Source organism: Labrys sp. HAY1-8F (assembly GCF_056754975.1).
Genome location: NZ_JBPGWZ010000002.1, coordinates 193,068 through 219,573, shown reverse-complemented (window position 1 = coordinate 219,573; position 26,506 = coordinate 193,068). Strand labels below are relative to the sequence as shown.

Here is a 26,506-nt window from a genome sequence, read left to right as displayed (position 1 = left end):
CAGCGTTTTACATGAATGCGGGTTCGCAGGATCGTAAGAACCGGCCCGCGGACACCGATCAACAAATAGTAAGACGTCGAACCTCTGCATACCTGCGATATTGGAGTACCTCCAAAGACTGGCGGGCAGGCACCCCCTCCTCGCCACGATGTCTTGGCAGGCCGGAACCAATTGACACGATGGCCCGGCGAAGCCGCACAGCCGTGTCGTGCCGGCCAGAACCATGATCGCAGGAGGTTGCTGACATTGCGGAGAAACAGCCGCGCCGCCTCAGCCTCCCCGGGCATGCGCCCACACGGGAAACGGACCGTGCCCTGGCCGGCTTTTCTGGCCGTACTGCCCCGCAAAGCCGGCCGCGTTGCCTTGCGCCGGCCCTGCTCCGTCGTTTCCTCACGGGCTGCTGCCCGCCTACGCCCCGACACCGAGCGATTTCAGCTTGCGATGCAGGGCGGAACGCTCCATGCCGACGAACTCGGCCGTGCGGGAGATGTTGCCGCCGAAACGATTGATCTGCGCGATCAGATATTCGCGCTCGAACAATTCGCGCGCATCGCGCAATTGCAAGCCCATCAACTGCTCGCCCCCCTGCCCGTTCGGGCGGGTTGGCATCAGTGCCCCGATTTCCGGCGGTAGCATTTCGGCGGAGATGATGGCATCGGGATCGCCGCCCACCAGGATCATCAGCCGCTCGATATTGTTGCGAAGCTGGCGAACATTGCCAGGCCATTCATGCGACTGCAGCACCGCCATGGCGTCGGGGCCGACCACGCGCCGTGGCAGGCCGGTCGCCTGGGCGATCTGTCCCTGGAAATAATCCACGAGTTCCGGAATGTCCTCGCGGCGTTCCGACAGGCCGGGGACACGGATCGGCACCACGGAAAGACGATGCAGCAGATCCTCGCGGAAGCGTCCATCGGCCACTTCCTCGGTGAGGTCGCGCGAGGTCGAGGTGATGATGCGCACGTCGACATGCACCTTGGTCGCCCCGCCGACGCGGGAAAAATTCTGATCGATCAGCACCCGCAGGATCTTTCCCTGCGTTTCGCGGGGCAGATCGGCCACCTCGTCGAAGAACAGTGTGCCGCCATGGGCCTCCTCGAAGGCACCGACCTTGCGGGTACGGCCCTCACCACCTTCCACGCCGAACAACTCGGTTTCCATGGTCTCGGGCAGGATCGAGGCCGAATTGAGCACCACGAAAGGCCCCTCGGCCCGCTGCGAGGCCTGATGGATGGTGCGGGCGGCCAATTCCTTGCCCGATCCGGGCGGGCCGGCAATCAGGATGCGGCTATTGGTCGGCGCGGTCTTCTCGATCACCTGCCGGAGCTGGTTCATGGCCGAGGAGCGCCCCATCATCTTGGAAGCGCTGCCCGAGATCTGGCGTAGCTGGTTGACCTCGCGGCGCAGGCGCGACGTTTCCAGGGCGCGCTCGGCGACTAGCACCAGCCTGTCCGCCTTGAACGGCTTTTCGATGAAATCATAGGCACCGATCTTGATCGCCGCGACGGCGGTCTCGATATTGCCGTGTCCAGAGATCATCACCACCGGAACTTCGGGGTGTTCGGCCTTCAGCACTTCCAGAAGCTGGAGCCCATCGAGACGCGATCCCTGCATCCAGATATCCAGGAAGATGAGATGCGGCCGGCGCTGGGCGACCGTGGCCAGGGCATCGTCGGCGTCCTTTGCGGTTCGGGTACCATGGCCTTCATCCTCGAGGATGCCGGCAACGAGCTCTCGGATATCGGCCTCATCGTCAACGATCAGAATGTCGGTCGCCATCGTCTAGTTCCTGCTTGCATGAGGTGAATCCAGCGCGCCCGCCTCGCATGAGGCCGGGCACGTCGCCCGCAAACGCTTTGCAAGCGCGTATCGGATCAAGGTGTCCCATCCAATGCCAAGCCTCGAAGATCCTGACGCATTCTCGGCTTGAACACCCGCCAATTTGCGAAACCAAATCAAAGACTTGGCGAAAATTGTCAGACGGAACCAAGATCCATCGATAATGTCTCTTGGTATTACATCTTGGCGCGGAAGGTAGGGTAGAACCATCATTGTGCGGCCTCGTTGCTGGCCGCATCGGACTTGCCCGTTGCTTCCACCGGGAACCACAGACGCATCATGGCGCCGTGGCCGCCATCAGCCACCGCCGGGGCGTCGAGCAGCTCGATGCCGCCGCCATGCTCCTCCATGATCTTGCCGACGATGGCGAGGCCGAGGCCCGTGCCTTTCTCGCGCGTGGTGACATAGGGCTCCAGCAGCTTCTGGCGGTTTTCCTTGGGCAGACCGATGCCATTGTCGATCACCTCCACGGCGATATCCGCTCCTCTGCGCACCACACGCACGTCGACGGTCCCCGTGCCCTCGCGATCGTCAGGCCGGCCCGCGATGGCCTCCGTGGCATTTTTCACGATGTTGGTGACGGCCTGCGAGAGCAGGCGGCGGTCGAACCGGGCGATGATGGGCTCGGGCGGTGGCTGGTAGTTGAAGCTGATGTCGGGATAGCCGATCCGCATCATGAACACGACCTGCTTCACCATCTCGCCGAAATCCTCGCTCTCGATCGAGGGCTTGGGCATACGGGCGAAGGAGGAAAATTCGTCGACCATGCGCTTGATGTCGTCGACCTGGCGCACGATGGTGTCGGTGCACTGGTCGAAGACCTCGCGGTCCTCCACGATGACCTTGCCGTATTTTCGCCGGATGCGTTCGGCCGAAAGCTGGATCGGCGTCAGCGGATTCTTGATCTCATGGGCAATGCGGCGGGCCACGTCGGCCCAGGCGGAGCTGCGCTGCGCCAGCACGAGTTCGGTAATGTCGTCCAGCGTCACCACATAGCCATGCTCGCGCATGGTCGACTGCTCGGACGTGACGCGCACGGTGACGTTGCGCTCACGTCCGTCGCGATTGATGGTGATCTGGCCCTGCACCAGCCGCGACCTGGTGCCGAGCGCGTCGGCGAGATAGGTCGACAACTCAGGCATCACCTCGGCCAGGGGACGCCCGACGGGGGACTGGCGCGATTTGATCCAGGTGCTGGCGAGCGGATTGACCACGGTGATCTTGCCCTCGTCGTCGATGCCGATCACGCCGGTCGAAACGCCCGACAGCACCGCCTCGATGAAGCGCCGGCGGCTGTCGAGCAGATCATTGGCGCCGAGCAGGTCGTTGCGCTGGGTGCGCAGCGTGTCCGTCATGTTGTTGAAGGTGTCGCCAAGCTTGCCGAGATCGCCGGAACGCGGCTCCACCGGCACATGCACATTGAGATTGCCGCTGCCGACCTGGTCCGCCGCGCTGATCAGGCGGCGGATCGGATCCACCAGGCGATTGGCAAAGGAAAGGCCGATCCAGATCGCCGCCAACAGCATGTTGAGGGCGATGATGGCGTAGAGCAGCGCGAAATTGACCTGGGTCGGGAAGCGGGACGCCTTCAGATTCTCGAAGCGAGCCGAGTCCTCGCCGGTCTGCCGGATATATTCTGCGATCTTGGGGTCGAAGGGCCGGACAATGAAGAGATAGCGATCGGTGTAGGCAGCCAGCTTGATGATCTGGCCGGTGACGTTCTGCGTTCCAGGATCGATGCGAACGGCCGGTTGCTGGTCGGCGGCGGCAAGGGCCGGAAACAGTTTGGCCGGCAGGAAGAACGGCAAGCTGCCGGGCACATAGGACTGGTCGGTTACCGTCCCCTCTCGGGTCAGGATCATGGCGCTCGACAGGCCGTAATTCACGGCGAGCATGTCGAACAGGCGTTGAAACTGCGACCGGTCCGCCGCGTAGAGCGGCGAATATTTGTTGAGGTCGGCCGCCATCGACAGGCCGGCGAACCGCAATTGCTGAGCCTGCTCGTCCTGATAGGAATTGGCGACCGCGACCGAGGTGTTGACGATGTTGCTGACGCGTGTCGAGAACAGATTGTCGAGGCCGCGGTCGAGCGAGATGATCGCCACCGTCGCCAACAGCAGGACCGGCACGGCGGAGACGATGGAGAACAGCCCGATCACCCGCATATGCAGCGCGGCACCGGCTTGCCCGCGACGCCTTGCGACGATCAGATTACCTGCCTCGACCGCAAGCAGCACCAGCAAAGCCACAATGAAGGAGGCATTGACGATGAACAGCGCATCGATGGCATTGCTATAGGCGGCATCGGTATTCGGCGCCTGGACGGCGGCGTCGATGCCCAACTGGAAGCGCAGACGGGCGACCGTGCTCTTGAGCAGCACCGAGATCGGCTCGACGTCGACCAACACGAAGAATGTTCCGATCGCCGAAGCGACCGAAAGAATGACCAGGCCGAATCCGAGCAGGCCGAGGCGCCGCGCCGGCATGCTGGCAGCGTCTGCCCCCGTTTGCTGCGCGTTGTCTGCAACTGCCATTCGAACGCCGTCCCCGCCCCTGTTGTCGACCGATCTGCCTGGGCAATTCCAGGCTGAGTGATTCCTGCAACAGTGTTGCCGAATTGTAACAGAATCAAGGCGAAACTAACGGGGCAGAATAATCAGGGTTCAAGCGAACTCTTCTTGTTCGCCGATCACCGCCTCGGCCGCCGCCTCGGCGGCATTGCAGAGCCAGTCCTTCCCGCGCTTGCGCAAATCCTTCTGCAGCACAGGCAATCTATGCGGGTCATCGGCATGGCAATTGGCGATTTCCTGCCCCATCAATGTGAGCATGCGAGGCGACAGGAACTCGTCGACAGAGGTTTTCACTTCCAGCTTGCGGCTGTTGGGCGACAAGCGCCGCACCAAAATGGCATCCTTCACGCCATAATACGGGTCGGGTGCGCGGCAGCGGCCGGTTGCAATCTTCTCGACCAGGATCGCCTTGGCCCGAGGATCGAAGCGATAAGACCAGGCCGAGATGGTCAACCTCTTGGCCTCCCGCAGCACCGGTCCGCCCCGCCACTCGCCGCAGGCGACGAAACGTGCCCGGCCAAGACTGCCGGTTCCCGCCTGCCGGGGCGCGAAACGATATTTACCCTGCGGATCGGGCATCGAGGCTCGCAGCCTCTCCTCGTAATCGAGCTTGATAGGCTTTCGCGTCTTGATGTCGAACTTGCTCCAGAATGCCTTGCGTGCGGCTTCCGGCAGCAGCACCGCCTTGCGCAACCATTTATAGTCACGTTCGAGCACCACGGGCGACGGGTTGGCGAGCCCCGCGCCATAGCCGGTTGCGATCGCCCGGCAAATCTCCTCCGCCGGCAGCCCCCTGCTACCTCGGGCCAGCAGCGCGCTGGTGGCAAGCCGCACGAGATCGAGCACATAAGGCATGACGGCGGCATCGTCGAAATCATTGGCGCCCCAGATCAGCCGTCCCTCGTCATCGCGCCAGGTGCCGAAATTCTCCAGATGGGTGTCGCCGATCGCCAGAACCTCTGGCGCATTCGCAAGCTCCGGGCAGATCTCCAGGATCGTCTCGGCCCAACGCCAATAGGTCGCGCGCAGAAAGGCGAAGGCACCGCTGCGCATCTTGCGGTGCTTTTCCTCCAGGTCTGCCTCGACGAAATCGGTCCCGATCTCTCCTCTCAGCCAGTCCTCATAGGCGTGTACCGACGCCCTGATTGCGTTCATGCCTGCTTCCCACATCCGGGTGAACCGAGTTTAGGGCCTGCCCAAGGCGAACGGTAGCGAATTTGCCACCCTCTCCTGTCACGCAATGGTCGAGCTCCTGTGCTCTAGTTTACCAGTACTTTCCAGCGATCGACGCACAATGCGGGGGAACCGGGCATGCGGGCGGAAGCAACGAACGGTGATTTTGCGCTTCGCGCCATCGCCGGCAGCAATGTGGTGCTCCTGGCGATCGATGCCACCGCCGAGGCCCGCCGGGGCTTGCTCGGCTTTGCCATCAAACGCAGTGACGTCACCGAGGACCAGTCCTATTGGCTGAGCGGCACCAAGCTCTTTCGCGACGTGGTTCCCGAACCGCGTCCGGGGCAGAAATACTCCACGCTCGAACAGCCGATTCAGAGCTTCTTGTGGAGCGACTACACCGCCAAGCCCGGCCGTCCCTATGGCTTCCTGATCCGTCCCGTTTACGGTACGCCGAAGAACCTGCGCCATGGCAAGGATCTTGAAATCGAGGTCACGACCGAGAGTGAGGATGGCGGCAAGCACGCCGTCTATTTCAATCGCGGCGCCATAGCGAGCCAGGCCTTCGCCGAGAAATTCGGCAATCGGGGACCGACCGATCCCAATGACAGCCATGACCGCATCACCCAATGGCTTTCGCGCGGCCTGCTCGAGGCCGCTCTCGGCTTCATTGACGACACTCGCCCGGGGGAAAGCCTGCGTGTCGCCGCCTATGAATTCAGCTATCCGCCAATCCTGAAAGCCCTGGCCGCCGCTCACGAGCGCAAGGTCGATGTCGCCGTCGTCTATGAGGCTGGCCAGGAAACCGTGAAAGGCGAGCGCAAGGATACCGAGGCCACCAAGGCCAATGCCGCAGCCATCAAGGCATCCGGCCTGCCGAAGGCGATCCTGCTGCCGCGCATCCACCGCAACGACATTCCCCACAACAAGTTCATCCTGCGCCTGTCAGACGATCCGGCGCGCGTGGCCGTGTGGACCGGTTCGACCAATTTCACGGCGTCCGGCTTTCTCGGGCAGAGCAATGTGGGCCATCTCGTGCGGGATGCAGCGCTCGCCGCCCACTATCTCGCTTACTGGGAAAAGCTTGCGGCGGACACCGAATGGAAGCCCCTGCGTCAATGGGTGGGGAGCGAGAATGCCGCGCCCCGAGACGAGGTTGCGCCAGGCACGATCACCCCGCTGTTCAGTCCACGCCCCGATGACAGCCTGCTCGCCTGGTATGCCGATCGCATCCATACGGCCCGGCAAACCGTGATGTTCACGGCGGCCTTCGGCGTGAACGCCACCCTGGCCAAGGTCTTTGCCGAGGACGTCGATTTCCTGCGCTACATCCTGCTCGAAAAGCCGCTCGACACCAAGGCGGAGAAGGCGCTGGCCGGCGATCCCGACCTGCAGATCGCCAATGGCGCCGCTCTCGGCAAGATGACGCTGCGGGCCAAGGTTCCCGGCTGGAAGCTCGACAGATGGTTCCTGGAGGAAGGCCATTACCGCTATGAAGGGAATGTCTTCTACATTCACACCAAGATCCTTTTGATCGATCCGCTGTCGGACGATCCTCTGGTCATCAGCGGCTCGGCGAATTTTTCAAAGAACTCCCTCGTCAACAATGACGAGAACATGCTCCTCATCCGCGGCGATACGCGCGTCGCCGACATCTACATGACGGAGTTCGACCGCATCTTCCGCCATTTCTATTTCCGCAATGTCGCCAACCAGCTCGCGCTCAAAGGAAGCGAGGGAACGCAGGCGATCTTCCTCGACCCGACCGACGCATGGGTTGCCGAGAACTTCCATCCCGATCGGATGAAATCAAAACGGCGCAAGCTCTTCTTCCCGCAATCGCCGAATTGAAATCCTGCTCCGCGCCTCATCGGATGGCGCGGATGACCTGGATATCGAGATCGCGGATCTTCTTGCGCAGCGTGTTGCGGTTGACGCCGAGGAGCTCGGCCGCCTTGATCTGGTTTCCGCGTGTCGCTGCTAGCGCCGCGCCGATCAACGGCTCCTCGATATCGCGCAGCACCCGGTGATAGAGGCCGGGCGGCGGCAGATCGTCGCCGAACTTGCTGAAATAGCGCGTCATGTGGCGTTCGACCGAGGCCGACAGGGTTTCATCGGCCGAGCTCTCCGCCTCCAGCGGCATGGTTTCGGAGGTCGCCAGTTCCTGCTCGATGATCGCAGCAGTCAACGTTTCCTGCGGATAGAGCGCGCTGAGCCGGCGCACCAAATTTTCGAGTTCGCGCACATTGCCGGGCCAGCGATGGCGCTTGAGACGCTCGACGGCCGAAACGTCCAGGTGCTTGGGCGGCAGGCCCTCGCGCTCCACCAGCTTGAAGAAATGGCGGGCAAGGTCCGGCACGTCCTCAGCCCGCTCGCGCAGGGGCGGCAGGCGCAGCGGCACGACATTGAGGCGGAAGAACAGATCCTCGCGGAACAGGCCCTGCTGGATCAGGATGCGAAGATCCTTGTTGGTGGCGGCGACGATGCGCACATCGGTCTTGATCGGGGTCCGCCCGCCCACGGTGGTATATTCGCCCTGCTGCAGGACGCGCAGCAGGCGCGTTTGTGCCTCCATCGGCATGTCGCCGATTTCATCGAGGAACAGCGTGCCTCCCTCGGCCTGCTCGAACCGCCCCACGGAACGGGCATTGGCGCCGGTGAAGGCTCCCTTCTCATGGCCGAACAGCTCGGATTCGATCAGATCGCGCGGGATCGCCGCCATGTTGATGGCAACGAAGGCGCCGCTGCGCCGCTTGCCATAATCGTGCAAAGCGCGGGCCACCAACTCCTTGCCGGTGCCTGATTCACCCGAGATCATCACGGTCAGGTCGGTCTGCATCAGGCGGGCAAGGACACGATAGATCTCCTGCATTGCCGCCGAACGGCCGACCAGCGGCATGCTCTCGGCTTCCTCGCCCGAGCGCGGCGCCGGCTTGCCGCGAGGCTCGCTCAGGGCGCGGCCGACGATGGCGATCAGCTCCTTCAGGTCGAAGGGTTTGGGCAGATAGTCATAGGCACCCTTCTCGGAGGCTCGGATCGCCGTCATCAGGGTGTTCTGGGCTGACATCACCACGACGGGCAGTTCCGGCCGCACCTTCTTGATGCGCGGCAGCATGTCGAAGGCATTCTCGTCCGGCATCACCACATCGGTGATGACCAGATCCCCCTCGCCCTGGCTGACCCATCGCCACAACGTGGTGGCGTTCCCGGTCGAGCGTACCTCATAACCGGCGCGCGAAAGGGCCTGGTTGAGCACGGTCCGGATGGCGGCGTCGTCATCGGCGACGAGAATACTGCCTGCCTGCATACTCGGTTTTCCTATGCGCTACGGTCGGAACGATACATGGGGAGAAGGATGCGAAAGACCGTACGCTTGTTCTGGCTCTCGCATTCGACGATGCCGCCGTGATCACCGACGATCTTGGCGACCAGGGCCAGCCCCAGCCCGGTGCCACTGGTCTTGGTGGTGACGAAGGGATCGAACAGGTAGGGCAGAAGATCAGGCGCCACCCCCGGGCCGCTATCCTTGATGCAGACCTCGATGGGCAGACTGACCCGTGAGGACGATCCCGGCACCGACAGGCGCACGCCTGGCTTGAAGCCGGTGGTCATGGTGATCTCGCCATCCGTGTCGCCGTCGATCGCCTCGGCGGCATTCTTGACCAGGTTGAGGACGACCTGAACGAGCTGGTCCTTGTTGGCATGCACCGGCGGCAGCGAGGGATCATAATCCTCGATGAACTTGATCTTGCGGGCAAAGCCGGACTGGGCCAGCTTCTTCACATGCTCCAGCACGACGTGGATGTTGACCGGGCTGCGCGCCACCGGGCGCTCGTCCGAAAACACCTCCATGCGGTCGACCAGCTTGACGATACGGTCGGCCTCCTCGCAGATCAGCTGCGTCAACTCGCGGTCGGCATCCTCGACCGACTGCTCCAGGAGCTGGGCGGCGCCACGGATGCCGGAAAGCGGATTCTTGATCTCGTGGGCCAGCATGGCCGCCAGTGCCGTCACCGAACGGGCTGCACCGCGGTGGGTGAGCTGGCGATCCATCTTGTCGGCGATGGTGCGTTCCTGCAGCATGATCACCACGCCGCCGGACTGGTCCTGCATCGGCGCGACCTGGATGTCGACATGCCGCTCTACCCCGATCCGCGGCGAGCCGAGATCGACGCGATATTCGTTCACGGGCGCATTGCGCTCGCGGACCTGGTCGATCAGGGCCAGCAGGGGCGAGCCGAAAGGCAGCAGATCCTTGATCAGGTTGCGCCGCATCATCGGCGCACTGACGTCGAAGAAAGCCTCGGCGGCCATATTGGCATCGAGCACCCTGCCCTGCCCATCCACCGAGAGAATGGCGTGAGGCAAGGCATTCAGGACGGCCTCGTGATTGGGCATGTGGCGTGGCAGTGCTGTCATGCCGCCACCCGATCGAGACTGGCAAAAAAGGCGTTGAAGGCGGCCGCCACATCACTCGATTTGTCACCCGTCAGCACCGACTGGCGAAGTTCGGCATTGCCGCCGCCGAAATAGCCCTGGGCAGCCTCCATCGCCGAGGCCAGATGCTTGCGGGCGTGGCGGATGCCGTGCGCAGGTCCGTAAAGATCCAGCAGGCCGTGATAATGCTCGAGGGTGAGATCACGCTGCACCGCCGCATCGGGCACCGGCAGCACCTCGCCGGCTGCGAGCTCGCGGGCTATGTGTCCAGGCAGCCAGGCTCGTCCCTGGGCGGCCCGGCCGACCATGACGGCATCGCAACCCGATTGCTGCAGCATGGCCAGCGCATCACTGAGGCTGCGACAATCACCATTGGCGACCACGGGGATGCCGACCGCCTGCTTGACGGCCCGAATGGCCTGCCAATCGGCGGTGCCCTTGTAGAACTGCATGCGCGTACGCCCATGCACGGTGATCATGGCGGCGCCTGCCCGCTCGGCGCGGCGGGCAAGCTCCGGGGCGTTTAGGCTGGCATGGTCCCAGCCCAGGCGCATCTTCACCGTCACCGGAACCTTCACGGCCGATACCGTCGCCTCGATCAGGGTAAGCGCGTGATCGAGGTCGCGCATCAAGGCCGAGCCGGACCAGCCGCCAGTGACGCGCTTGGCCGGGCAGCCCATATTGATGTCGATGACATCCGCGCCGGCGTCGACGGCCACCCGGGCCGCCTCGCCCATCCAGCGCGCTTCGCAACCGGCGAGTTGCACGACATGCGGCCCGCCGCCGGGGGCTTCGGCCCGCAAGCGCGCCTCTTCGTCGCCCGTGGCGAGACGATCGCTCGCTACCATCTCGGAAATCACCAGACCTGCGCCCTGGCGTTGCGCAATGCCACGCAGCACGGCATCGGTCACGCCGGACATCGGCGCCAGGACTACCGGATTTGCCAACTCGACAGCCCCGATCCGCAGCCGCTCCGGCGGCGCGGACTGGACCTCAGCCGCAGTTTCCTTGCCTACCATGAATGCAGGGCTCCTTTATGCTCACAATCTAGCCAGTCGCAGGGATGGCAGCAAGCGGAATTCGCCTCCTAAACAAGCATGCCTGCAAAACGGGCAGCGCAGGGCGAATTCATCTCGCCCACAACCTCCATCGCTGCGATTTGCACATTGCCTGAGTTTGGCAAATGATGCCGTTGCGCAGGGGCACCTCATGCTGCCTCTTACAGCCACGCCCTGGAGTGAAATCGATGAAGATCAAGCTATCACAAGTTGTTATAGCCGCTGTCTCAAGTACTTTGTTGGCAGGCGCCGCCCACGCCGGCGATGCCTCCGGGACCTGGCTGAGGGAGAACGGCGAATCGAAGGTGAAGATCGCTCCCTGCGGCGAAGCTCTGTGCGGCTCCGTCACCTGGGTCAAGGATCCCAAGCATCAAGACAATGTCGGCAAGCGCGTTTTCTACGACATGGCGCCGTCGGGAGACGATAAATGGAAAGGCAAGGCCTTCAATCCTGAGGACGGCAAAACCTATACCGGCACCATGACCCTTTCGGGCAACCGCCTCACCACAGCCGGCTGCGTGCTCGGCGGACTGATTTGTCGGTCCGTCACCTGGAACCGCCAGTAAAGATGGCAGGCGCGCCGTCCCCGATGCCGGTGCGCCTTTTCACCTCGCCGGGAAGTCTTGCTCGGCCGGAAGCACGAAAGGGTATCGAGCGATGACGGCAGACAACGAGCCTGCGGTACGCCCGATTTCGTCGCATGACGTGGCTTGGACGGAATGGTCCGACGTGCCTCGTTTCGGCGTACGCTATCGTCATCTCACCTTGGCTGCCATGGGTGAGCCCTATCGTGTCGGCGTCGCCATCGAGGAGCTCGAGCCCGGCAGGCAGAGTTCGCCCGCACATTTTCATATTTTCGAGGAAGAGCACGTCTTCGTCCTCGACGGAGAACTCACCGCGCGGGTCGGCGTCGAGACGCATGTGATGAAGGCGGGCGACTATATCTGCTTTCCCGCCGGACAAAGGGCCGGGCATTGCCTCCTCAACACCGGCACCGCAACGGCCCGCTACGTCATCATCGGCGAGCGCAACCCCAATGAAGTCGTCGTCTACACCGACTCGAACAAGGTGTTGGTACGAGCCCTGGGACCGGATGCCATCTTCGACCTCGCGGCGGCCCGCAGCTACTGGGATGGCGAAGTTACCGGCCTCGACAATCCTGCTTTTCCCAGGCCCGACGTCATCGCCACGCTGTCTCAGCCGGCCAAGCCTCTCCTCCCCATCTCGGCGGACGACATCCCCTGGAACGGCGATGGCGCCGGCCCACAATTTGGCGGTTCTTCCAAGCATTTGACCCACGCGGTGGCCGGCAGCGCCTATCGCGTCGGCGTGCTGATCGAGTTCCCGGCTCCGGGCATGCGGCTCTGCCCGACCCATTACCACATGCTGGAAGAAGAGCATGCGCTGGTCCTCGAAGGAGAGCTGACGCTCATCCTCGGCGAGGAGCGCCTCCCCATGAAACCCGGCGACTATGTCTGTTTTCCCGCCGGGCGGAAGATCGGCCATTCCTTCGTCAATAGCGGCACGGGTCCCTGTCGCTATCTGATGATCGGCGAGCGCAATCCGAACGAGGTCTGCGTCTATCCCGACTCGAACAAGATGGCCGTCGACGCCCTCCGCGTGGAGCCAGGGGTTTTCGACATGTCGGCGACCAGGAACTATTGGGATGGCGAGAAGACCGCCTGAGCTGGTCCCGCCACGATATGCCGATCGCGCTCCCTCGTTCGACGGAACGCGATCGGCACATCGCCACCTCGCCCTCATAGGCCGAGCTTGGCCTTCAGGATATCGTTCACGGCCTGCGGATTGGCTTTGCCGCCGCTCTGCTTCATCACCTGGCCGACGAACCAGCCTAGCATGGTCGGCTTGGCCTTGACCTGCTCGACCTTGTCGGGATTGGCTGCGATCACCGCATCGATGGCGGCCTCGATGGCCCCGGTATCGGTAACCTGCTTCATGCCGCGAGCCTCGACGACGGCGCGCGGGTCGCCACCCTCGGTCCAGACGATCTCGAACAGATCCTTGGCAATCTTGCCCGAGATGACGTTCTCGCCGATAAGATCGACGATACCGCCGAGCTGCTGGGCCGAGACGGGCGAAGAGGTGATGTCGAGCCCTTCCTTGTTGAGGCGCCCGAACAATTCGTTGATCACCCAGTTTGCCGCGATCTTGCCGTCGCGCCCGGTGGCAACCGCCTCGAAGAAGTCCGCGGATTCGCGCTCGGCCGTCAGCACGCCGGCATCATAAGCCGACAGGCCGTATTGGCTGATGAAGCGGGCCTTCTTGGGATCGGGGAGTTCCGGCAGACGGCCGGCGAGATCGTCGACATAGGCCTGATCGAATTCGAGCGGCAGCAGGTCCGGATCAGGGAAGTAGCGATAATCGTGTGCTTCTTCCTTCGAACGCATGGACCGCGTCTCGCCCTTGTTCGGATCATAGAGACGCGTCTCCTGGTCGATGGAGCCACCATCCTCCAGGATACCGATCTGGCGACGGGCTTCGATCTCGACGGCCTGGCCGATGAAGCGGATCGAGTTGACGTTCTTGATCTCGCAGCGCGTGCCAAGGGGATCGCCGGGCTTGCGCACGGAGACGTTCACGTCGGCACGCAGATTGCCCTTGTCCATGTCGCCGTCGCAGGTGCCGAGATAACGCAGGATCGTACGCAGCTTGGTGACATAGGCGCGCGCCTCGTCGGCCGAACGCAGATCCGGCCTGGAGACGATCTCCATCAAGGCCACACCCGACCGGTTGAGATCGACCAGCGAGACATCGCCCACATGCATGGACTTGCCGGCATCCTGCTCCAGATGCAGGCGCTCAATGCCCACGCTCAGCGTCTCGCCGGTCTCCGGCACCTCGACGATGACGGTGCCCTCGCCGATGATCGGCTGCTTGTACTGCGAGATCTGGTAGCCCTGCGGCAGGTCCGGATAGAAATAATTCTTGCGGTCGAACACCGACTTCAGGTTGACCTGCGCCTTGAGGCCGAGCCCCGTGCGGATGGCCTGGCGCACGCATTCCTCGTTGATCACCGGCAGCATGCCGGGCATGGCGGCGTCAACGAGCGAGACGTGGCTGTTGGGCTCGCCACCAAACTTGGTGGAAGCGCCCGAAAAGAGCTTGGCCTCGGAAGTGACCTGGGCATGGATTTCCATGCCGACAACCACTTCCCAGTCGCCCGTGGCGCCCTTGATCAGCTTCTTGGGGTCAACCGTGGCGTTCATGTCTAGGCTCCGGTTCAAAGAACGGTTCGATAGTGTCGCAGGCTGGATTCAGCCTGGTTTGTCGGCGGCGAGGTGGCGGTTCTCGTAATCGATGATCCAGGCCACCATGTCGCGCCAGATGAGTTCGGCAAGCTCGGGCGGCAATCCTTCGGCTTGCGCCCGCTTGCAGGCCGATGCCACCACTTCCTCGACGCGTTCGGGGATGTTGGCGGGCAGGCCGTCGCGGTTCTTCACCTTGACCACCCGCTGCACGACCTTGAGGCGGTTGGCCAGGAGATGCACCAGCTTTTCATCGATGGCATCGATCTCCCGGCGCAGGTCCGCCAATGTCTCGGTCGTGCCCAATGTTTCGCGGGTGTCCTCGGCGCCGCTCATGCTCAGGCCCACCAGCGCTCGGGGCGGCCGAGCGAGCCGGCCGCCTGTTCGACGGCATGGCCCAGGGTGAACAGCGTCTCCTCGTCGAAGGGGCGCCCGATGAGCTGCAGGCCGAGCGGCAGACCGCCCGAGGACAGCCCAGCCGGAACGGACAGGCCCGGCAGGCCGGCCAGGTTCACCGTGACCGTGAAGACGTCGTAGAGATACATCTCCACCGGATCGGTACCGCCCTTTTCACCGATGCCGAAGGCGGGCGACGGGGTGGCCGGGGTGAGGATGGCATCGACACCGCTGGCATAGGCCTGTTCGAAATCGCGCTTGATCAGCGTGCGGATCTTTTGAGCCCGGACGTAATAGGCGTCGTAATAGCCGGCCGAGAGCACGTAGGTGCCGATCAGGATACGACGCTTCACCTCGGCGCCGAAACCGGCGGCGCGGCTATTCTCGTAGAGCTCGGTGATCTCGCGGCCGGCAACCCGCTCGCCATAGCGCACGCCGTCATAGCGGGCGAGATTGGAAGAGCACTCGGCCGGGGCCACGATATAATAGGCCGGCAGCGCATATTTGGTGTGCGGCAGGCTGATCTCGCGAATCTCGGCGCCGGCATCGCGCAGCCAGTCGATGCCCTTCTGCCAGAGCCCATCGATCTCGGCCGACAGACCCTCGACCCGATATTCCTTGGGAATGCCGATGACCTTGCCCTTGACGCTGCCGCCGATCGCCGCCTCGTAATCGGGCACGGCGATATCCATGGAAGTGGTGTCCTTGGGATCGTGGCCGGCCATCGAGTTGAGCATGATGGCGCAATCGCGAACGGTATGGCCGAAGGCACCAGCCTGATCGAGCGAGGAGGCATAGGCAATGATTCCCCAGCGCGAGCAACGGCCATAGGTCGGCTTGATGCCGGTGATGCCGGTGATGGCAGCAGGCTGGCGGATGGACCCGCCGGTGTCGGTACCGGCCGCACCGGGGCACAGACGCGCGGCCACGGCGGCGGCGGAGCCGCCGGAGGAGCCGCCGGGAACCAGGAAGCCGTTCGGCGTCTTGCCGGCAGCGCGGGCTTCTTCGAGCTTGCGCTTGCCTTCCTCGGCGCTCCAGGTCGGCGGCAGCCAGGGCGAGACAGCCGCCCCGAAGGCTGAGGTCTCGTTCGACGAACCCATGGCGAATTCATCATTATTGGTCTTGCCGAGCATCACGGCGCCATCGCGCCAGAGCTGGCTCGTCACCGTCGACTCATAGGGCGGTACGAAATTGTCGAGGATGCGCGAGCAGGCGGTGGTGCGCACGCCCTCGGTGGCGAACAAATCCTTGACGCCGAGCGGCACGCCCTCAAGCGCACCGCCTTCGCCCCGGGCGAGCCTGTCGTCGGCTCGGGCGGCCATGGCGAGGGCCTGCTCCGGTGTTTCCAGCACATAGGCATTGAGGCCACGTGCCTTCTCCATCGCGTCGAGATAGGCCTTGGCCGCCTCGGTCGCGGTGAAGGCCTTGGCCTTAAGGCCATCGCGGATTTCTGCAAGGGTGAGATCGGTGATATGGCTCACGGAAAGATGTCCTGAACGGATATGGCCAGGGCTCGAAGCGGCGGGGAATGCAGCGGCTCGGGCACGCCTGGCCTGGAAACGGCGTAACTCAGTCGACGACCTTGGGAACGAGGAAGTAGTTGTCCTCGGAGGCCGGCGCATTCGCGACGATCTTTTCGGCGATATTGCCGTCCGTCACCACGTCCTGGCGCTTCTTCATCACCATCGGTGTCACAGACGTCATCGGCTCGACACCGTCGACATCGACTTCATCGAGTTGGGCCACGAAATCGAGGATGGCATTCAGCTCGCCCTGCAAATGCGGAACGTCTTCTTCGGTGACGGCAATGCGCGCAAGACGCGCGATACGCTTCACCGTGGCGGCATCGACAGACATGAAACCCTCGATTGTGCGCAAAATCACGGAACGGCGCGGTCTATCACGCGTAGCTTTGCAGGCGCAACCGATCTTGTCCTCCATGATGCCGCAAGTCAGGGGAACGAGTCACGCTTGTTCGACGCCGCCTGCGCGATGGCTCTCGCAAGAGGCCGTTGGGTAAGCTATCCTGCCTCTGCGATTGGGGAATCTCCATGAGAGCGCGCTTCGTCCTGCTCCTACTCGCCCTCCTGGCCTTCGGGAACGGCGTGGCGCCGGCCTCCGCCAAGCTGCTTGCCCTCATCGTCGGCAACAATACCTATCAGGAAGTGCCACCACTGCAGACGGCCGTGAACGACGCCCAGGCGATGCGTGAGGCGTTGCAGCGGGCGGGCTTTACGGTCACGCTGGTCGAGAACGGTACCAAGCGCCAGATCAGCCGGGCCATGGCGACGGTGGAGGGCGCGATCAGTCCTGGCGACACCGTGCTGTTCCATTATTCCGGCCATGGCGTCGAGATCGACGGGCAGAACTGGCTGCTTCCGGTCGACATTCCCGCCGCGACCGAGGGAGAAGCCGGCCTCATCAAGGACGAATCCTTCAACGCCGCCGACATCATCGAGCGCTTCCGCTCCAAGGGCGCCCGGCAGGTGGTGGCAATTCTCGATGCCTGTCGCAACAATCCCTTCGCGCAGAGCGGCACGCGTGCCCTGCCCGCGACCCGGGGCCTTGCCCGCATGGAGGCGGATGGCGGCGTCTTCATCATGTTTTCGGCCGGCAGCAAGCAGGAGGCGCTGGACCGCCTTTCGTCGGGCGACCCCGAAAAAACTTCCGTCTTCGTGCGCTCCTTCCTGCCGTTGCTGGGGCGCCAGGACTTGACGCTGATCGACATGGCCAAGGAAACACAGGAGAAGGTGCGTGCCCTTGCCCGCAGCGCCGGCCGTGAACAGGTGCCAGCCTATTATGACGGTATCGTAGGCCGGGTGACGCTGACGGGTGACTTGGCTGCGGCTCGCCCCGCGGTCCAGGCGTTGCCCGCCGCACCGACAGCCTCCCTATCCGGCGACAGCCAGTCTGAAAATCTGTTCTGGCAGTCGATCCAGGCCAGTTCCGATCCCGCCATGTTCCACGCCTATCTCGAACAAGTCCAGAGCGGGACTTTCACGGGTACCTACAGGGCACTGGCACAGATCAAGCTTGCCGCTCTGCAGCCCAAATCCGAGCCGCAAACCGCGCCCAAGCCCGCCTCCCCGCCGCCATCCAGCCAGCAGGCCGCCCTGCCGGCTCCAGCCGCTCCAAAAACCGAAGCGCGGAACGACGACGTCAAGGCCTGCGATCAAGCCGCCGCCGATCCGCGCGACCCCGACAGGCCGAAGGACGTAGGGGGTGTGAATGTGACCCTTGCGGGGGCGGACGCCGCCGTCGCGGCCTGCAGCAAGGCCACTGCTTCGCCGGGCGCGCCGCGCCGCCTCTATTACCAGCTCGCCCGCGCCTATGGTCAGAGCAGCCAGGATGCCCTGGCTTTGGTGCAGTTGCAGAAAGCCGCGGCTCTCGGCCACGGCATTGCGCTGTATGAGCTGGCCGGGCGCCATCTGGCCGGGCGGGGTGTTCCCAAGGATGCCGTCAAGGCCCTCAGCCTCTACTACAAGGCCACCGATGGCAATTACGCCCCGGCCATCAGCCGCATCGCCTGGATGTATGCCAATGGCCTCGGTGCCAGCCGCGACTATCGCAAGGCCGCAGCGATCTATGAACTCGGGGTCCAGTCCAAGGAGCCGACGGCCTTTTCGGGCCTTGGCCTGCTCTATCTCAAAGGCCAGGGCGTGCCCAAGGATGCCGGCAAGGCCTGCGACCTCTTCAGGCAGGGCGCGGCCGCCGGGGATGCCGACGCAGCCGGCAATCTCAATGCCAAATGCCCGCCGGGCTGAGCGATAGGCGCAGGCAGGTTCAGTCAGACGGTTGGAAATGAGCGGAGAGTGCAGATGTCGATGAAATTGCTGGCAGGGTCGCTGATCGCCACGGCGCTGGCGCTGTCGTGGAGCACGCCGGGACTGGCCGATCCCGCCCGTCCCCTGCTGCTTGCCCAGGCAAGCCAGTCGGCCGAGGACATCTTCTGGCAATCGGTGCAAAACAGCACCGATCCTGCCATGTTCCAGGCCTATCTCGACCAGGTTGCCAGTGGTACCTTCAAGGGCGTCTACAAGCCCCTGGCCGAGATCAAGTTACGAGCACTGGGCAAGGCTGCCGCACCGGCCACGCCAGCCCCGGAGACGACCACCCAGGACCGAGGCACACCAGCGCCGGCGGCGGAACCGGCACCTTCATCTCCACCCGCCCAGACTGCGCAGGATGCCGCATCATCGCCTGATATCGAGGCCTGCGATCGTGCGGCCGCCCACGCTATGGACGAACAGAAGCCGGCAAATCTGCCCGGCGTCACCTTCGACAAGCTCGACACCTCGGCAGCAATCACCGCCTGTCTGAAGGCGACGAAGCTCGCCGATGCGCCATCGCGGGAGTTCTTCCAGCTTGGCCGCAGCTATGACAAGGCAGAGAATTTCAAAGAAGCCATGGTGGCCTACAAGGCGGCAATGGAAAAGGGACACAAACGGGCGATCTACAACGTGGCAACCGGCCTGATGAAGACCCGGCGCGGCGTCAAGAAGGACCCCGCCGCGGCATTGGTGCTGATGGAGAGGGCCGTGGATGAGAAAGTGATGTTCGCTCTCTCCGGGCTGGGCGACTATTACCGCCTGGGCGTCGGTGGTCGCCGTAATTACCCGAAAGCGATCGACTACTACAACCAGGCCATCGCAGCCGGTGATTCACAAGGCTATGTCGGCCTCGCCATCATGACCTATGATGGCACTGGCGTGCCGAGAAACCGCAACAAGGCCTGCGATCTCTGGCAGAAGAGCTCCAGCCTCGGAGATATCAACGCCGCCGACTACAGCAAACGGTACTGCCGGTATCGCTGAGGCGGCGACACAAATACCTGCCACGTCAGGCGGGAGGTCGCAGGCAAGTTGCCTGTGACCTTTCGTATATGCGTCCTTATACCAGCTCCACGCTTTCGCCGGGTTTGGGGGCAAGAACCCTCGTCTTGCTGCCGGCGATGCCCGTGGTGAAGGCGTCGGCATTGCTCACCAGGCCTGGGAAGGTCGCGTAATGGCAGGGAATTGCGACCTCCAAATTGAGATAGCGCTTCACGGCGAGCGCCGCAGTCTGCGGGCCCATGGTGTAGCGGTCCCCGATCGGCACAAGGCCGATCTTGGGCTGATGCAGTTCGGCGATCAGCGCCATGTCGGAGAAGATGTCGGTATCGCCCAGGTGATAGAGTGTCGGCTGTCCCGGCGCCTTGAGGATGAGGCCGTTCGAATTGCCCACGGCGACGCTGACGCCATTGTCGATCAGACTGGCCGAATGATCCGCCCTCACCATCGTCGCGGTGAAACCGCCAAGGTCGACGGTACCGCCCGTGTTCATCGGCTCGACCTTCTCTACGCCCTTGCCCGCCAGAAAGGTCACCAGATCAGCATTGGAGACCACCGTCGCTCCGGTTTCCCGCGCCAGTTCGATGGTATCGCCGACATGATCGGCATGGCCATGGGTGAGCAAGATGTGGCTGATGCCGGCGCTGACGGCCGCGCGGTCCCCCTTGAAGGAGGGGTTCCCGCTCAAAAAGGGGTCGAACAGCACGGCCTTGCCGTCGAATTCGACACGAAAGGCGGCATGGCCGAGCCAGGTAATACGCATTTGGATAATCCCTTGAACAATGAGGTTGGTGTTAGCGACAGAAAACCATAACGCCCCACCCCCGTGAAATGCTATCGGCTTTCCAACCAGACGCCAATCCTGGGACCGCGGACGTCTCAGCGACATGCTCCCAGGGATATTTCCTTGATCGTTGATCTCTTCGACCTCGCCGAAAACCTGCCTGCCGAAATGCGCCTGTTTGGCCTTGATCTCGGCACCAAGACGATCGGGCTGGCGCTTTCCGACGTGATGCTGACCATCGCCTCGCCGCTGGAGACGATCCGGCGCACCAAGTTCACCGCCGATGCCGAACAGTTGCTCGCCCTCGCCGCCCGGCACGATGTCGGCGGCCTGGTACTCGGGTACCCCCTCAACATGGATGGCAGCAAGGGCCCGCGCGCCCAGGCCTCCGAAAGCTTTGCCCGCAATCTGCAACGCCTGAGCGACTTGCCGGTCGCTCTTTGGGACGAGCGCCTGTCCACGGTCGCGGTGACGAGAACTTTGCTCGAAGCCGATGCCTCGCGGCGCAGGCGCGCGGAGGTCGTCGACAAAATGGCCGCATCCTTCATCCTGCAAGGCGCACTGGATCGCCTGGGCTACGGGCGATAACCGCATCGAAGCCTTATTGGACTGCAAAGTCGCTAAGCTGCTGACGCTCGCCGCCATGCGCAATTTGACGTGCTCTGCGTCGTTGTTGGACAGAACCGGGACGACGAAACGCTCAGCGCCCGTGCCGTTCCAACGCCTCTATCACCGCCTTGGGAACCTCGATGGTTTCGCCAGCGCGCTTGCGGCCGGGAATATGCACTCCCTTGCCGGACAGCCTGTTCAACTGCTCCTTCAGGCGATCGGCAAAGCCCGGTTCCAGGAGATCGGGCTTCAGGGCGAGCACGAACAGGCCCGCTCCCGGGCTCTTCTCACCCGTCATGAAACGCGGGGCATCAAGCGACCAGTTCGCTCCGCTGATGCCGGCGGCCAGCACCTCCACCATCAGGGCGATATTGCCGCCGCGGGCGCCACCGAAGGCCAGGAGCGCTCCCTTGACTGCCTCGCGCGCGTCGGTCGTCGGGCGTCCCTGCGCATCGATCGCCCAGCCCTCTGGTATGGTCTCGCCCTTCTCGGCGGCCCGCCGGACATTCACGAAGGCGGTGGCGCTGGAAGCCTGGTCGATCAACAAGGGCAGTTCACCGGCGACGGGAGCCGCGAATGCCAGAGGATTGGTGCAATAGACTGCCTCGCTGCCCAATGCGGCCGCCATCAGGGCCGGCCCGTTGGAAGCGGCAATGGCGACCAGTCCGTTTTCGGCCAGGCGGCGCACATAGTAACCCAGCTCGCCGGTGGTATAGCTGTTGTGCTGGACGAAGACCGCCAGCCCGTAGAGACCGGCCCTGCTACACAACGCGTCGAACGCCCTGTCGAAACCGAGCTGGGCGATACCGCCCTTCGCATCGGAGCGGATAATAGCCAAGGCCGGATCGTCGAGTTCCGGCTCTGCCCCTGTGGCGATCCGCCCCGAGGTAAAACCGACCAGATAATCACGCAGATGGGCAAGCCCCACCGAGGAGCGCCCAACCCATTCGGCGGAAACGATGGCATCGGCAAGCGACCGCGCAATCGCCTCATCGGCGCCCGCCCCCCGGCAAGCACCATAGGCGAGAGTCCAGGTCGCCTCCCGCCCCAATCTTACGACATCCGACATCTGCGACAACCAACTCCCAAAGTGCCTTGCGATCTGCCGAAATCGACAGGAATCGCAACGACGTATTCAAACAAGGACCAAACACGAACGAGCGCTCGGCCATGAGCGTTCGTTTGTCCTAGAATGCCGATGCCGGATCCGGTCGGCTGCTCGCCAGTTTCGTGCGGTAGATGAGCAGGGCTGCGATCAATCCGCAAGCCGCCGCCGCCGACAGCCACAGCCCCGGTGCCGCCTTGTTCTGCAACAGGGAAATCAGCCAGGTGGAGACCGCCAGTGAAAAGCCGCCGAGCGCGGTGGCGAGGCTATAGGCCAGGGAGAATCCAGTGGTACGGACGTGGGCCGGCACGATCTCGGTCAGGGCAACCACCATGGCACCGTTATAGCTGCCATAGAGGAAGGAAAACCACAGCTCGACCTCCAGCATGTGTGCAAAGCTGGGGGCGCTGACCAACCAGGACAGGGCGGGATAGGCGGTCACCAGCATCAGGAAGGAGAAGATCGCAAGGATGGGGAAGCGTCCGATGCGGTCCGACAACGCCCCCATCACCGGCAGCCAGATGAAATTGGAAATGCCGACGCACAAAGTGACCACCAGGGCATCGGACTCCGACAGTTTGAGTACGCTCTTGCCGAAGGTCGGCGTGTAGACGGTGATCAGATAGAAGGAGACGGTGGTCATCAACACCAGCATCACGCCGAGCAACACGACCTGCCAGTTTTGCAGCAGCGAAGACACCGCCTGCTGCAGGGTCGGTCGGACATGACGCGCTTCGAATTCGGCCGTCTCCTCCAGGCTCCGGCGCAGGAAGAACAGCAGCGGCACGATCATGCAGCCGATGAAGAAAGGAATGCGCCAGGCCCAATCGGTGATGGCCTCAGGCATCAGGAGGTGATTGAGCGCGTAGCCGATCAAGGCCGATACCACGATGGCGACCTGCTGGCTGGCCGACTGCCAGGAGACATAAAAGCCCTTGTTGCCCGGGGTCGCCATCTCGGCGAGATAGACGGAGACGCCGCCCAGTTCCACGCCGGCCGAAAAGCCCTGCAGCAAGCGCCCGATCAGTACCAGGATCGGCGCCAGCAAGCCTATGGTGGCATAGCCCGGCACGAAAGCGATCAGCACGGTGCCCATCGCCATGATGCCGAGCGTGACGATCAGTCCCCGCCGGCGGCCGATGCGATCGATGTAGGAGCCAAGAAACAAGGCACCGAGCGGCCGCATCAGGAAGCCGGCTCCGAAAGTCATGAAGGCCTGCAGAAGAGACGTCGTTTCATTCTGTGAGGGAAAGAAGGCCTGGGAAATCTGGGTGGCATAGAACCCGAACAGAAAGAAATCGAACATTTCGAGGAAATTGCCGCTGGTGACCCTGAGTACGGTCCCCGCTTTCGACTGACCTGTCGCCGCGCCTGCCATGAGCGTTCTTCCTGTCTGTTCTTGTTTGTTCGTTCGCCCCCCAGCACGACCATTAAGAGCCAGCCCACGCGCCCCGACAAGGGAAATATTCGGCCAGCCAACGGAGGGCTCGGCCCTTCCGAAACCATCCGGAAGGGCCGCGGCCGGGAGAGGAACAATCAGTTCTCCGTCCCGCTCACGGCGGCGAAGAACGCCTCTGGTCCGTCCGCCTCGATCAGCTTCCTGCCTTCGATCACCCAGAAGCGATTGCCAACTGCACGTACGAAGCTCCTGTCATGCGAGACCAGCAGGCAGCTGACATTGGGGCGCAGCAACTCCGTCTCCAAGGCTTCCTGCCCGTCAATGTCGAGATGGTTGGTCGGCTCGTCGAGGAGATAGAAGTTCGGTTCGGCCAGCCTCAGCATCAGCAGACCCAGACGTGCCTTCTGGCCCCCGGAGAGCTGGCCGATCGGACGGGTCTGCTTCTCGATCGCCACACCGACCCCGGCCAGTAACGAGCGCGCCCGCTGGTCGCCGACTTCGAAGCGGTGGATCAGGGCATGGTGCGGCGTCTCGGCGTCGTCGAGGTCAGCCAGAGCCTGGTCGCCATAGCCGAGGACCAGCGCGGGGGTGGCCTTGACGCCTTCCGCATCGGTCTGCGGCTGCTCGATCGCACGGCGCAGCAAGCTGACGAGCCGCGTCTTGCCCGCGCCATTGGCGCCGAGCAGAACGATGCGGTCGCCCTGGCAGATGAAGCGCTTGCCAGTCCGAAACAGCAGCGTGCCGTCGGGCGTGGTCACGGCGGCGTCATCGAAGCTGACCAGTACCTTGGCATGCGTGCCCTGGCTGGCAAGCCGGACGGCGCCGGCGGAACGCTCTTGATGGGCGGGCTTTGCCGCGCCCTCCAGGCGCTCCGCGCGCTCCTTCAATTGCTTGGTCTTGACGACCAGGAGATCGCTGCCGGAATTGATGCCGATATTGTTCAGCTTCGCCGCTTGCTTGCGCAGTTGCTGGGCTGTCTTGATATCTCGCTGATAGCGTCGTTCGTCCGCGGCGTCGGCCTCATCGAGTGCGATCCGGGCCCGCGAATAGGCCAAGGGGAACAATTGCGAATGCTCCGGCCGCAGGAACAGGGTGCGATTGGTGGTGGCGTCGAGGAAGGCCCGGTCATGGCTTGCCACCACCACGGGCACGTCGCGCGGCAAAGCGTTGAGCCAATCTTCCAGCAGGGCAATCTTGGCGAGGTCGAGGTGATTGGTCGGCTCGTCGAGCAGCAGGAGATCGGGCTCCCTGACCCAGACCCGCGCAAGCATGGCCAGCCTGAGCCAACCGCCGCTCAACTGCCCGAGTGACCTCTGCCGCAAGATTTCAGGTACCTGCAGCGAATCGAGGGTGACGTCTACGCGCCAGCCCTCGCTTACCTGCGCCTCCGCCGCCAGGGCCGAGAGGACAGCCTCGTAAAAGGGCATGTCGAGCAAGGCGGTCGGCACATGCTGCTCGACGTGGCCGATCGTCAGCCCGCGCGACTTGACGATACCCCCCTCACCCGGATCCATCGTGCCGGCGATGCAGCGCAGGAGGGTGGATTTGCCACGGCCATTGGCCGCCACCAGGCCGATACGATCGCCGGCATTGATGGTGAGGTTGAGTTGCGAGAAAAGCGGTGTGCTCAGCGTCACGCCGAGGTTGCGCAGGGTAATCAGGCTCATGGGAATTCTCTGGTCCGGACCGGCGATCGCGGCATCCCGGGCACGCAGCCATCAAGGAATGCAGGCGAAGGAACGGCGTTTGACGATGCGCAATCGCGAGCATGTTCTCGTTCTGCGCGGGCCACGAAGGGCAGACCAGCAAGGGGGAGATACGACCTCTGGTCAGCCCTGCAAACGCGTTTGCAGGGCCTGAACTGGGCCACGCTGGCGATGATGATCGCAACGAATAATCACGCGCAGCCCTCCTTTCCCGGTTCGAGTATCACCTCGCCGATAGCATTGGTCCGAGGGATAGGCAAGTCATGTCCGCACTCTCCCTGGAAGCCCTCACCCAAAAGTCTCAGGTGGAAAAACACGCAAGGCCTATCTCCGGCCTTGCTGCCGTCACTAGTGCGGCCTATGAAGTCGGCTTTGATGACAAAGCCAGCTCAAGCGACTTATCCGCACCGCCACCTCCTCGGCATAGAAGGCCTGACGGAGAGCGATATCCTCAGCCTACTCGACGAAGCCGACGAGCACATCGCCTTCAACAGGCAGGTCGAGAAGAAATCGTCCGCCCTGCGCGGGCGCACCCAGATCAATCTGTTCTTCGAGCCCTCGACTCGCACCCAGTCCTCCTTCGAGTTGGCGGGCAAGCGGCTCGGCGCCGATGTGATGAACATGTCGGTCGGCTCGTCCTCGGTGAAGAAGGGCGAGACGCTGATCGATACCGCCATCACCCTCAACGCCATGCGGCCAGACGTGATCGTGGTCAGGCACAACCAGGCCGGCGCCGTGCATCTCCTGGCCCGCAAGGTCGATTGCGCCGTGGTAAATGCCGGCGACGGCGCCCACGAGCACCCGACCCAGGCTTTGCTGGATGCCCTCACCATCCGCCGCAACAAGGGGCGCATCGCCGGGCTGACGGTGGCCATCTGCGGCGACATCCTGCATTCACGCGTTGCCCGCTCCAATATCCTGCTGCTGGGCACGCTGGGGGCCCGCGTCCGCCTGATCGCGCCCACCACCCTGCTCCCCGCCGGCATCGATCGCTTCGGTGTCGAGATCTTCAAGGACATTCGGGAAGGTCTCCGCGACGCCGACATCGTGATGATGCTGCGCCTCCAGCGCGAGCGCATGGCAGGCGCTTTCATCCCCTCGACCAAGGAATATTTCCGCTATTTCGGCCTGGACGAGGAAAAGCTCGGCTTTGCCAAGCCGGATGCCCTGGTGATGCATCCCGGCCCGATGAATCGCGGGGTGGAGATCGATACCGCCGTCGCCGACGGCGCCCAGTCGCTCATCCGCGAGCAAGTCGAGGCGGGCGTCGCCGTCCGCATGGCCGTGCTCGAGGCTCTTGCCCGCAACCTGCCGAATGTCTGAGGGGAACTGGAA

General features: G+C 63.4%; 21 protein-coding genes. 7 read left to right on the top strand and 14 right to left on the bottom strand.

What is annotated here, in order from left to right; genetic code table 11:
- Window positions 1-408: 408 nt before the first annotated feature.
- The 3 genes from ntrX to ACR9ZN_RS09980 form a co-directional block, all read right to left on the bottom strand.
- Window positions 409-1,779, bottom strand: coding sequence for a nitrogen assimilation response regulator NtrX (gene ntrX, locus ACR9ZN_RS09990; protein WP_434956313.1), 1,371 nt, complete (start codon window positions 1,777-1,779; stop codon window positions 409-411).
- Window positions 1,780-2,048: 269 nt separating this feature from the next.
- The gene (locus ACR9ZN_RS09985; RefSeq protein WP_454813865.1) at window positions 2,049-4,373 is read right to left on the bottom strand and encodes a sensor histidine kinase NtrY-like; all 2,325 of its coding nucleotides are present in this window, start codon (window positions 4,371-4,373) and stop codon (window positions 2,049-2,051) included.
- Between the two features lie 129 nt (window positions 4,374-4,502).
- The gene (locus ACR9ZN_RS09980; protein WP_434956311.1) at window positions 4,503-5,564 is read right to left on the bottom strand and encodes a DUF2252 family protein; all 1,062 of its coding nucleotides are present in this window, start codon (window positions 5,562-5,564) and stop codon (window positions 4,503-4,505) included.
- A gap of 156 nt (window positions 5,565-5,720) precedes the next feature.
- Here ACR9ZN_RS09980 and ACR9ZN_RS09975 point away from each other — a divergent pair, with 156 nt between their 5' ends.
- Window positions 5,721-7,433, top strand: coding sequence for a phospholipase D-like domain-containing protein (locus ACR9ZN_RS09975; RefSeq protein ID WP_481272132.1), 1,713 nt, complete (start codon window positions 5,721-5,723; stop codon window positions 7,431-7,433).
- A gap of 16 nt (window positions 7,434-7,449) precedes the next feature.
- On the opposite strand, the gene ntrC is transcribed toward ACR9ZN_RS09975, so the two are convergent.
- Genes ntrC through dusB form a run of 3 tightly spaced genes read right to left on the bottom strand, consistent with a single transcriptional unit; the run spans window position 7,450 to window position 11,038 of the window.
- Window positions 7,450-8,889, bottom strand: coding sequence for a nitrogen regulation protein NR(I) (ntrC, locus tag ACR9ZN_RS09970; protein ID WP_441773036.1), 1,440 nt, complete (start codon window positions 8,887-8,889; stop codon window positions 7,450-7,452).
- An 11-nt stretch (window positions 8,890-8,900) separates the two neighbouring features.
- Window positions 8,901-10,001 (bottom strand): two-component system sensor histidine kinase NtrB, encoded by a 1,101-nt coding sequence (locus ACR9ZN_RS09965; protein WP_434956308.1) that lies wholly within the window; start codon window positions 9,999-10,001, stop codon window positions 8,901-8,903.
- A complete protein-coding gene (gene dusB, locus ACR9ZN_RS09960; protein WP_481272131.1) occupies window positions 9,998-11,038 on the bottom strand; it encodes a tRNA dihydrouridine synthase DusB in 1,041 nt (346 codons plus the stop codon). Before dusB ends, ACR9ZN_RS09965 begins: the two co-directional genes overlap by 4 nt.
- Before the next feature lie 278 nt (window positions 11,039-11,316).
- On the opposite strand from dusB, the gene ACR9ZN_RS09955 reads away from it, so the two are divergent.
- Window positions 11,317-11,643, top strand: a complete 327-nt coding sequence (locus ACR9ZN_RS09955; RefSeq protein ID WP_481272130.1) for a DUF2147 domain-containing protein — start codon at window positions 11,317-11,319, stop codon at window positions 11,641-11,643.
- A 91-nt stretch (window positions 11,644-11,734) separates the two neighbouring features.
- A complete protein-coding gene (locus ACR9ZN_RS09950; protein WP_481272129.1) occupies window positions 11,735-12,763 on the top strand; it encodes a cupin domain-containing protein in 1,029 nt (342 codons plus the stop codon).
- 74 nt (window positions 12,764-12,837) lie between these two features.
- Here ACR9ZN_RS09950 and gatB read toward each other — a convergent pair whose 3' ends face one another.
- The 4 genes from gatB to gatC form a co-directional block, all read right to left on the bottom strand.
- Window positions 12,838-14,304, bottom strand: coding sequence for an Asp-tRNA(Asn)/Glu-tRNA(Gln) amidotransferase subunit GatB (gene gatB / locus ACR9ZN_RS09945; protein WP_481272128.1), 1,467 nt, complete (start codon window positions 14,302-14,304; stop codon window positions 12,838-12,840).
- Between the two features lie 48 nt (window positions 14,305-14,352).
- Entirely contained in the window at window positions 14,353-14,679 is a 327-nt protein-coding gene (locus ACR9ZN_RS09940) for a chorismate mutase (protein WP_441773038.1), read from the bottom strand.
- A gap of 2 nt (window positions 14,680-14,681) precedes the next feature.
- Entirely contained in the window at window positions 14,682-16,220 is a 1,539-nt protein-coding gene (locus tag ACR9ZN_RS09935) for an amidase (protein WP_454813857.1), read from the bottom strand.
- Between the two features lie 88 nt (window positions 16,221-16,308).
- Entirely contained in the window at window positions 16,309-16,596 is a 288-nt protein-coding gene (gene gatC, locus ACR9ZN_RS09930) for an Asp-tRNA(Asn)/Glu-tRNA(Gln) amidotransferase subunit GatC (protein WP_149250944.1), read from the bottom strand.
- Window positions 16,597-16,790: 194 nt separating this feature from the next.
- On the opposite strand from gatC, the gene ACR9ZN_RS09925 reads away from it, so the two are divergent.
- Both ACR9ZN_RS09925 and ACR9ZN_RS09920 read left to right on the top strand, forming a co-directional pair.
- Complete coding sequence (locus ACR9ZN_RS09925) at window positions 16,791-18,503, top strand: caspase family protein (protein WP_481272127.1); 1,713 nt, start codon at window positions 16,791-16,793, stop codon at window positions 18,501-18,503.
- Window positions 18,504-18,557: 54 nt separating this feature from the next.
- Window positions 18,558-19,553, top strand: a complete 996-nt coding sequence (locus ACR9ZN_RS09920) for a tetratricopeptide repeat protein (RefSeq protein ID WP_454813855.1) — start codon at window positions 18,558-18,560, stop codon at window positions 19,551-19,553.
- Between the two features lie 76 nt (window positions 19,554-19,629).
- Here ACR9ZN_RS09920 and ACR9ZN_RS09915 read toward each other — a convergent pair whose 3' ends face one another.
- Window positions 19,630-20,331, bottom strand: a complete 702-nt coding sequence (locus ACR9ZN_RS09915; RefSeq protein ID WP_481272126.1) for a metal-dependent hydrolase — start codon at window positions 20,329-20,331, stop codon at window positions 19,630-19,632.
- Window positions 20,332-20,520: 189 nt separating this feature from the next.
- Between ACR9ZN_RS09915 and ruvX the strand changes: the two genes are divergently transcribed.
- Window positions 20,521-20,940, top strand: a complete 420-nt coding sequence (ruvX, locus tag ACR9ZN_RS09910; RefSeq protein WP_434959632.1) for a Holliday junction resolvase RuvX — start codon at window positions 20,521-20,523, stop codon at window positions 20,938-20,940.
- Window positions 20,941-21,052: 112 nt separating this feature from the next.
- Here the strand turns inward: ruvX and ACR9ZN_RS09905 are convergent, their stop codons facing one another.
- The 3 genes from ACR9ZN_RS09905 to ACR9ZN_RS09895 form a co-directional block, all read right to left on the bottom strand.
- The gene (locus ACR9ZN_RS09905) at window positions 21,053-22,030 is read right to left on the bottom strand and encodes an Ldh family oxidoreductase (protein WP_481272125.1); all 978 of its coding nucleotides are present in this window, start codon (window positions 22,028-22,030) and stop codon (window positions 21,053-21,055) included.
- A 118-nt stretch (window positions 22,031-22,148) separates the two neighbouring features.
- Entirely contained in the window at window positions 22,149-23,444 is a 1,296-nt protein-coding gene (gene tcuC, locus ACR9ZN_RS09900; protein ID WP_481272124.1) for a tricarballylate/proton symporter TcuC, read from the bottom strand.
- A gap of 158 nt (window positions 23,445-23,602) precedes the next feature.
- Window positions 23,603-25,132, bottom strand: a complete 1,530-nt coding sequence (locus ACR9ZN_RS09895; protein WP_481272123.1) for an ABC-F family ATP-binding cassette domain-containing protein — start codon at window positions 25,130-25,132, stop codon at window positions 23,603-23,605.
- Window positions 25,133-25,546: 414 nt separating this feature from the next.
- Between ACR9ZN_RS09895 and ACR9ZN_RS09890 the strand changes: the two genes are divergently transcribed.
- A complete protein-coding gene (locus ACR9ZN_RS09890; RefSeq protein ID WP_434956295.1) occupies window positions 25,547-26,494 on the top strand; it encodes an aspartate carbamoyltransferase catalytic subunit in 948 nt (315 codons plus the stop codon).
- Window positions 26,495-26,506: the final 12 nt, after the last annotated feature.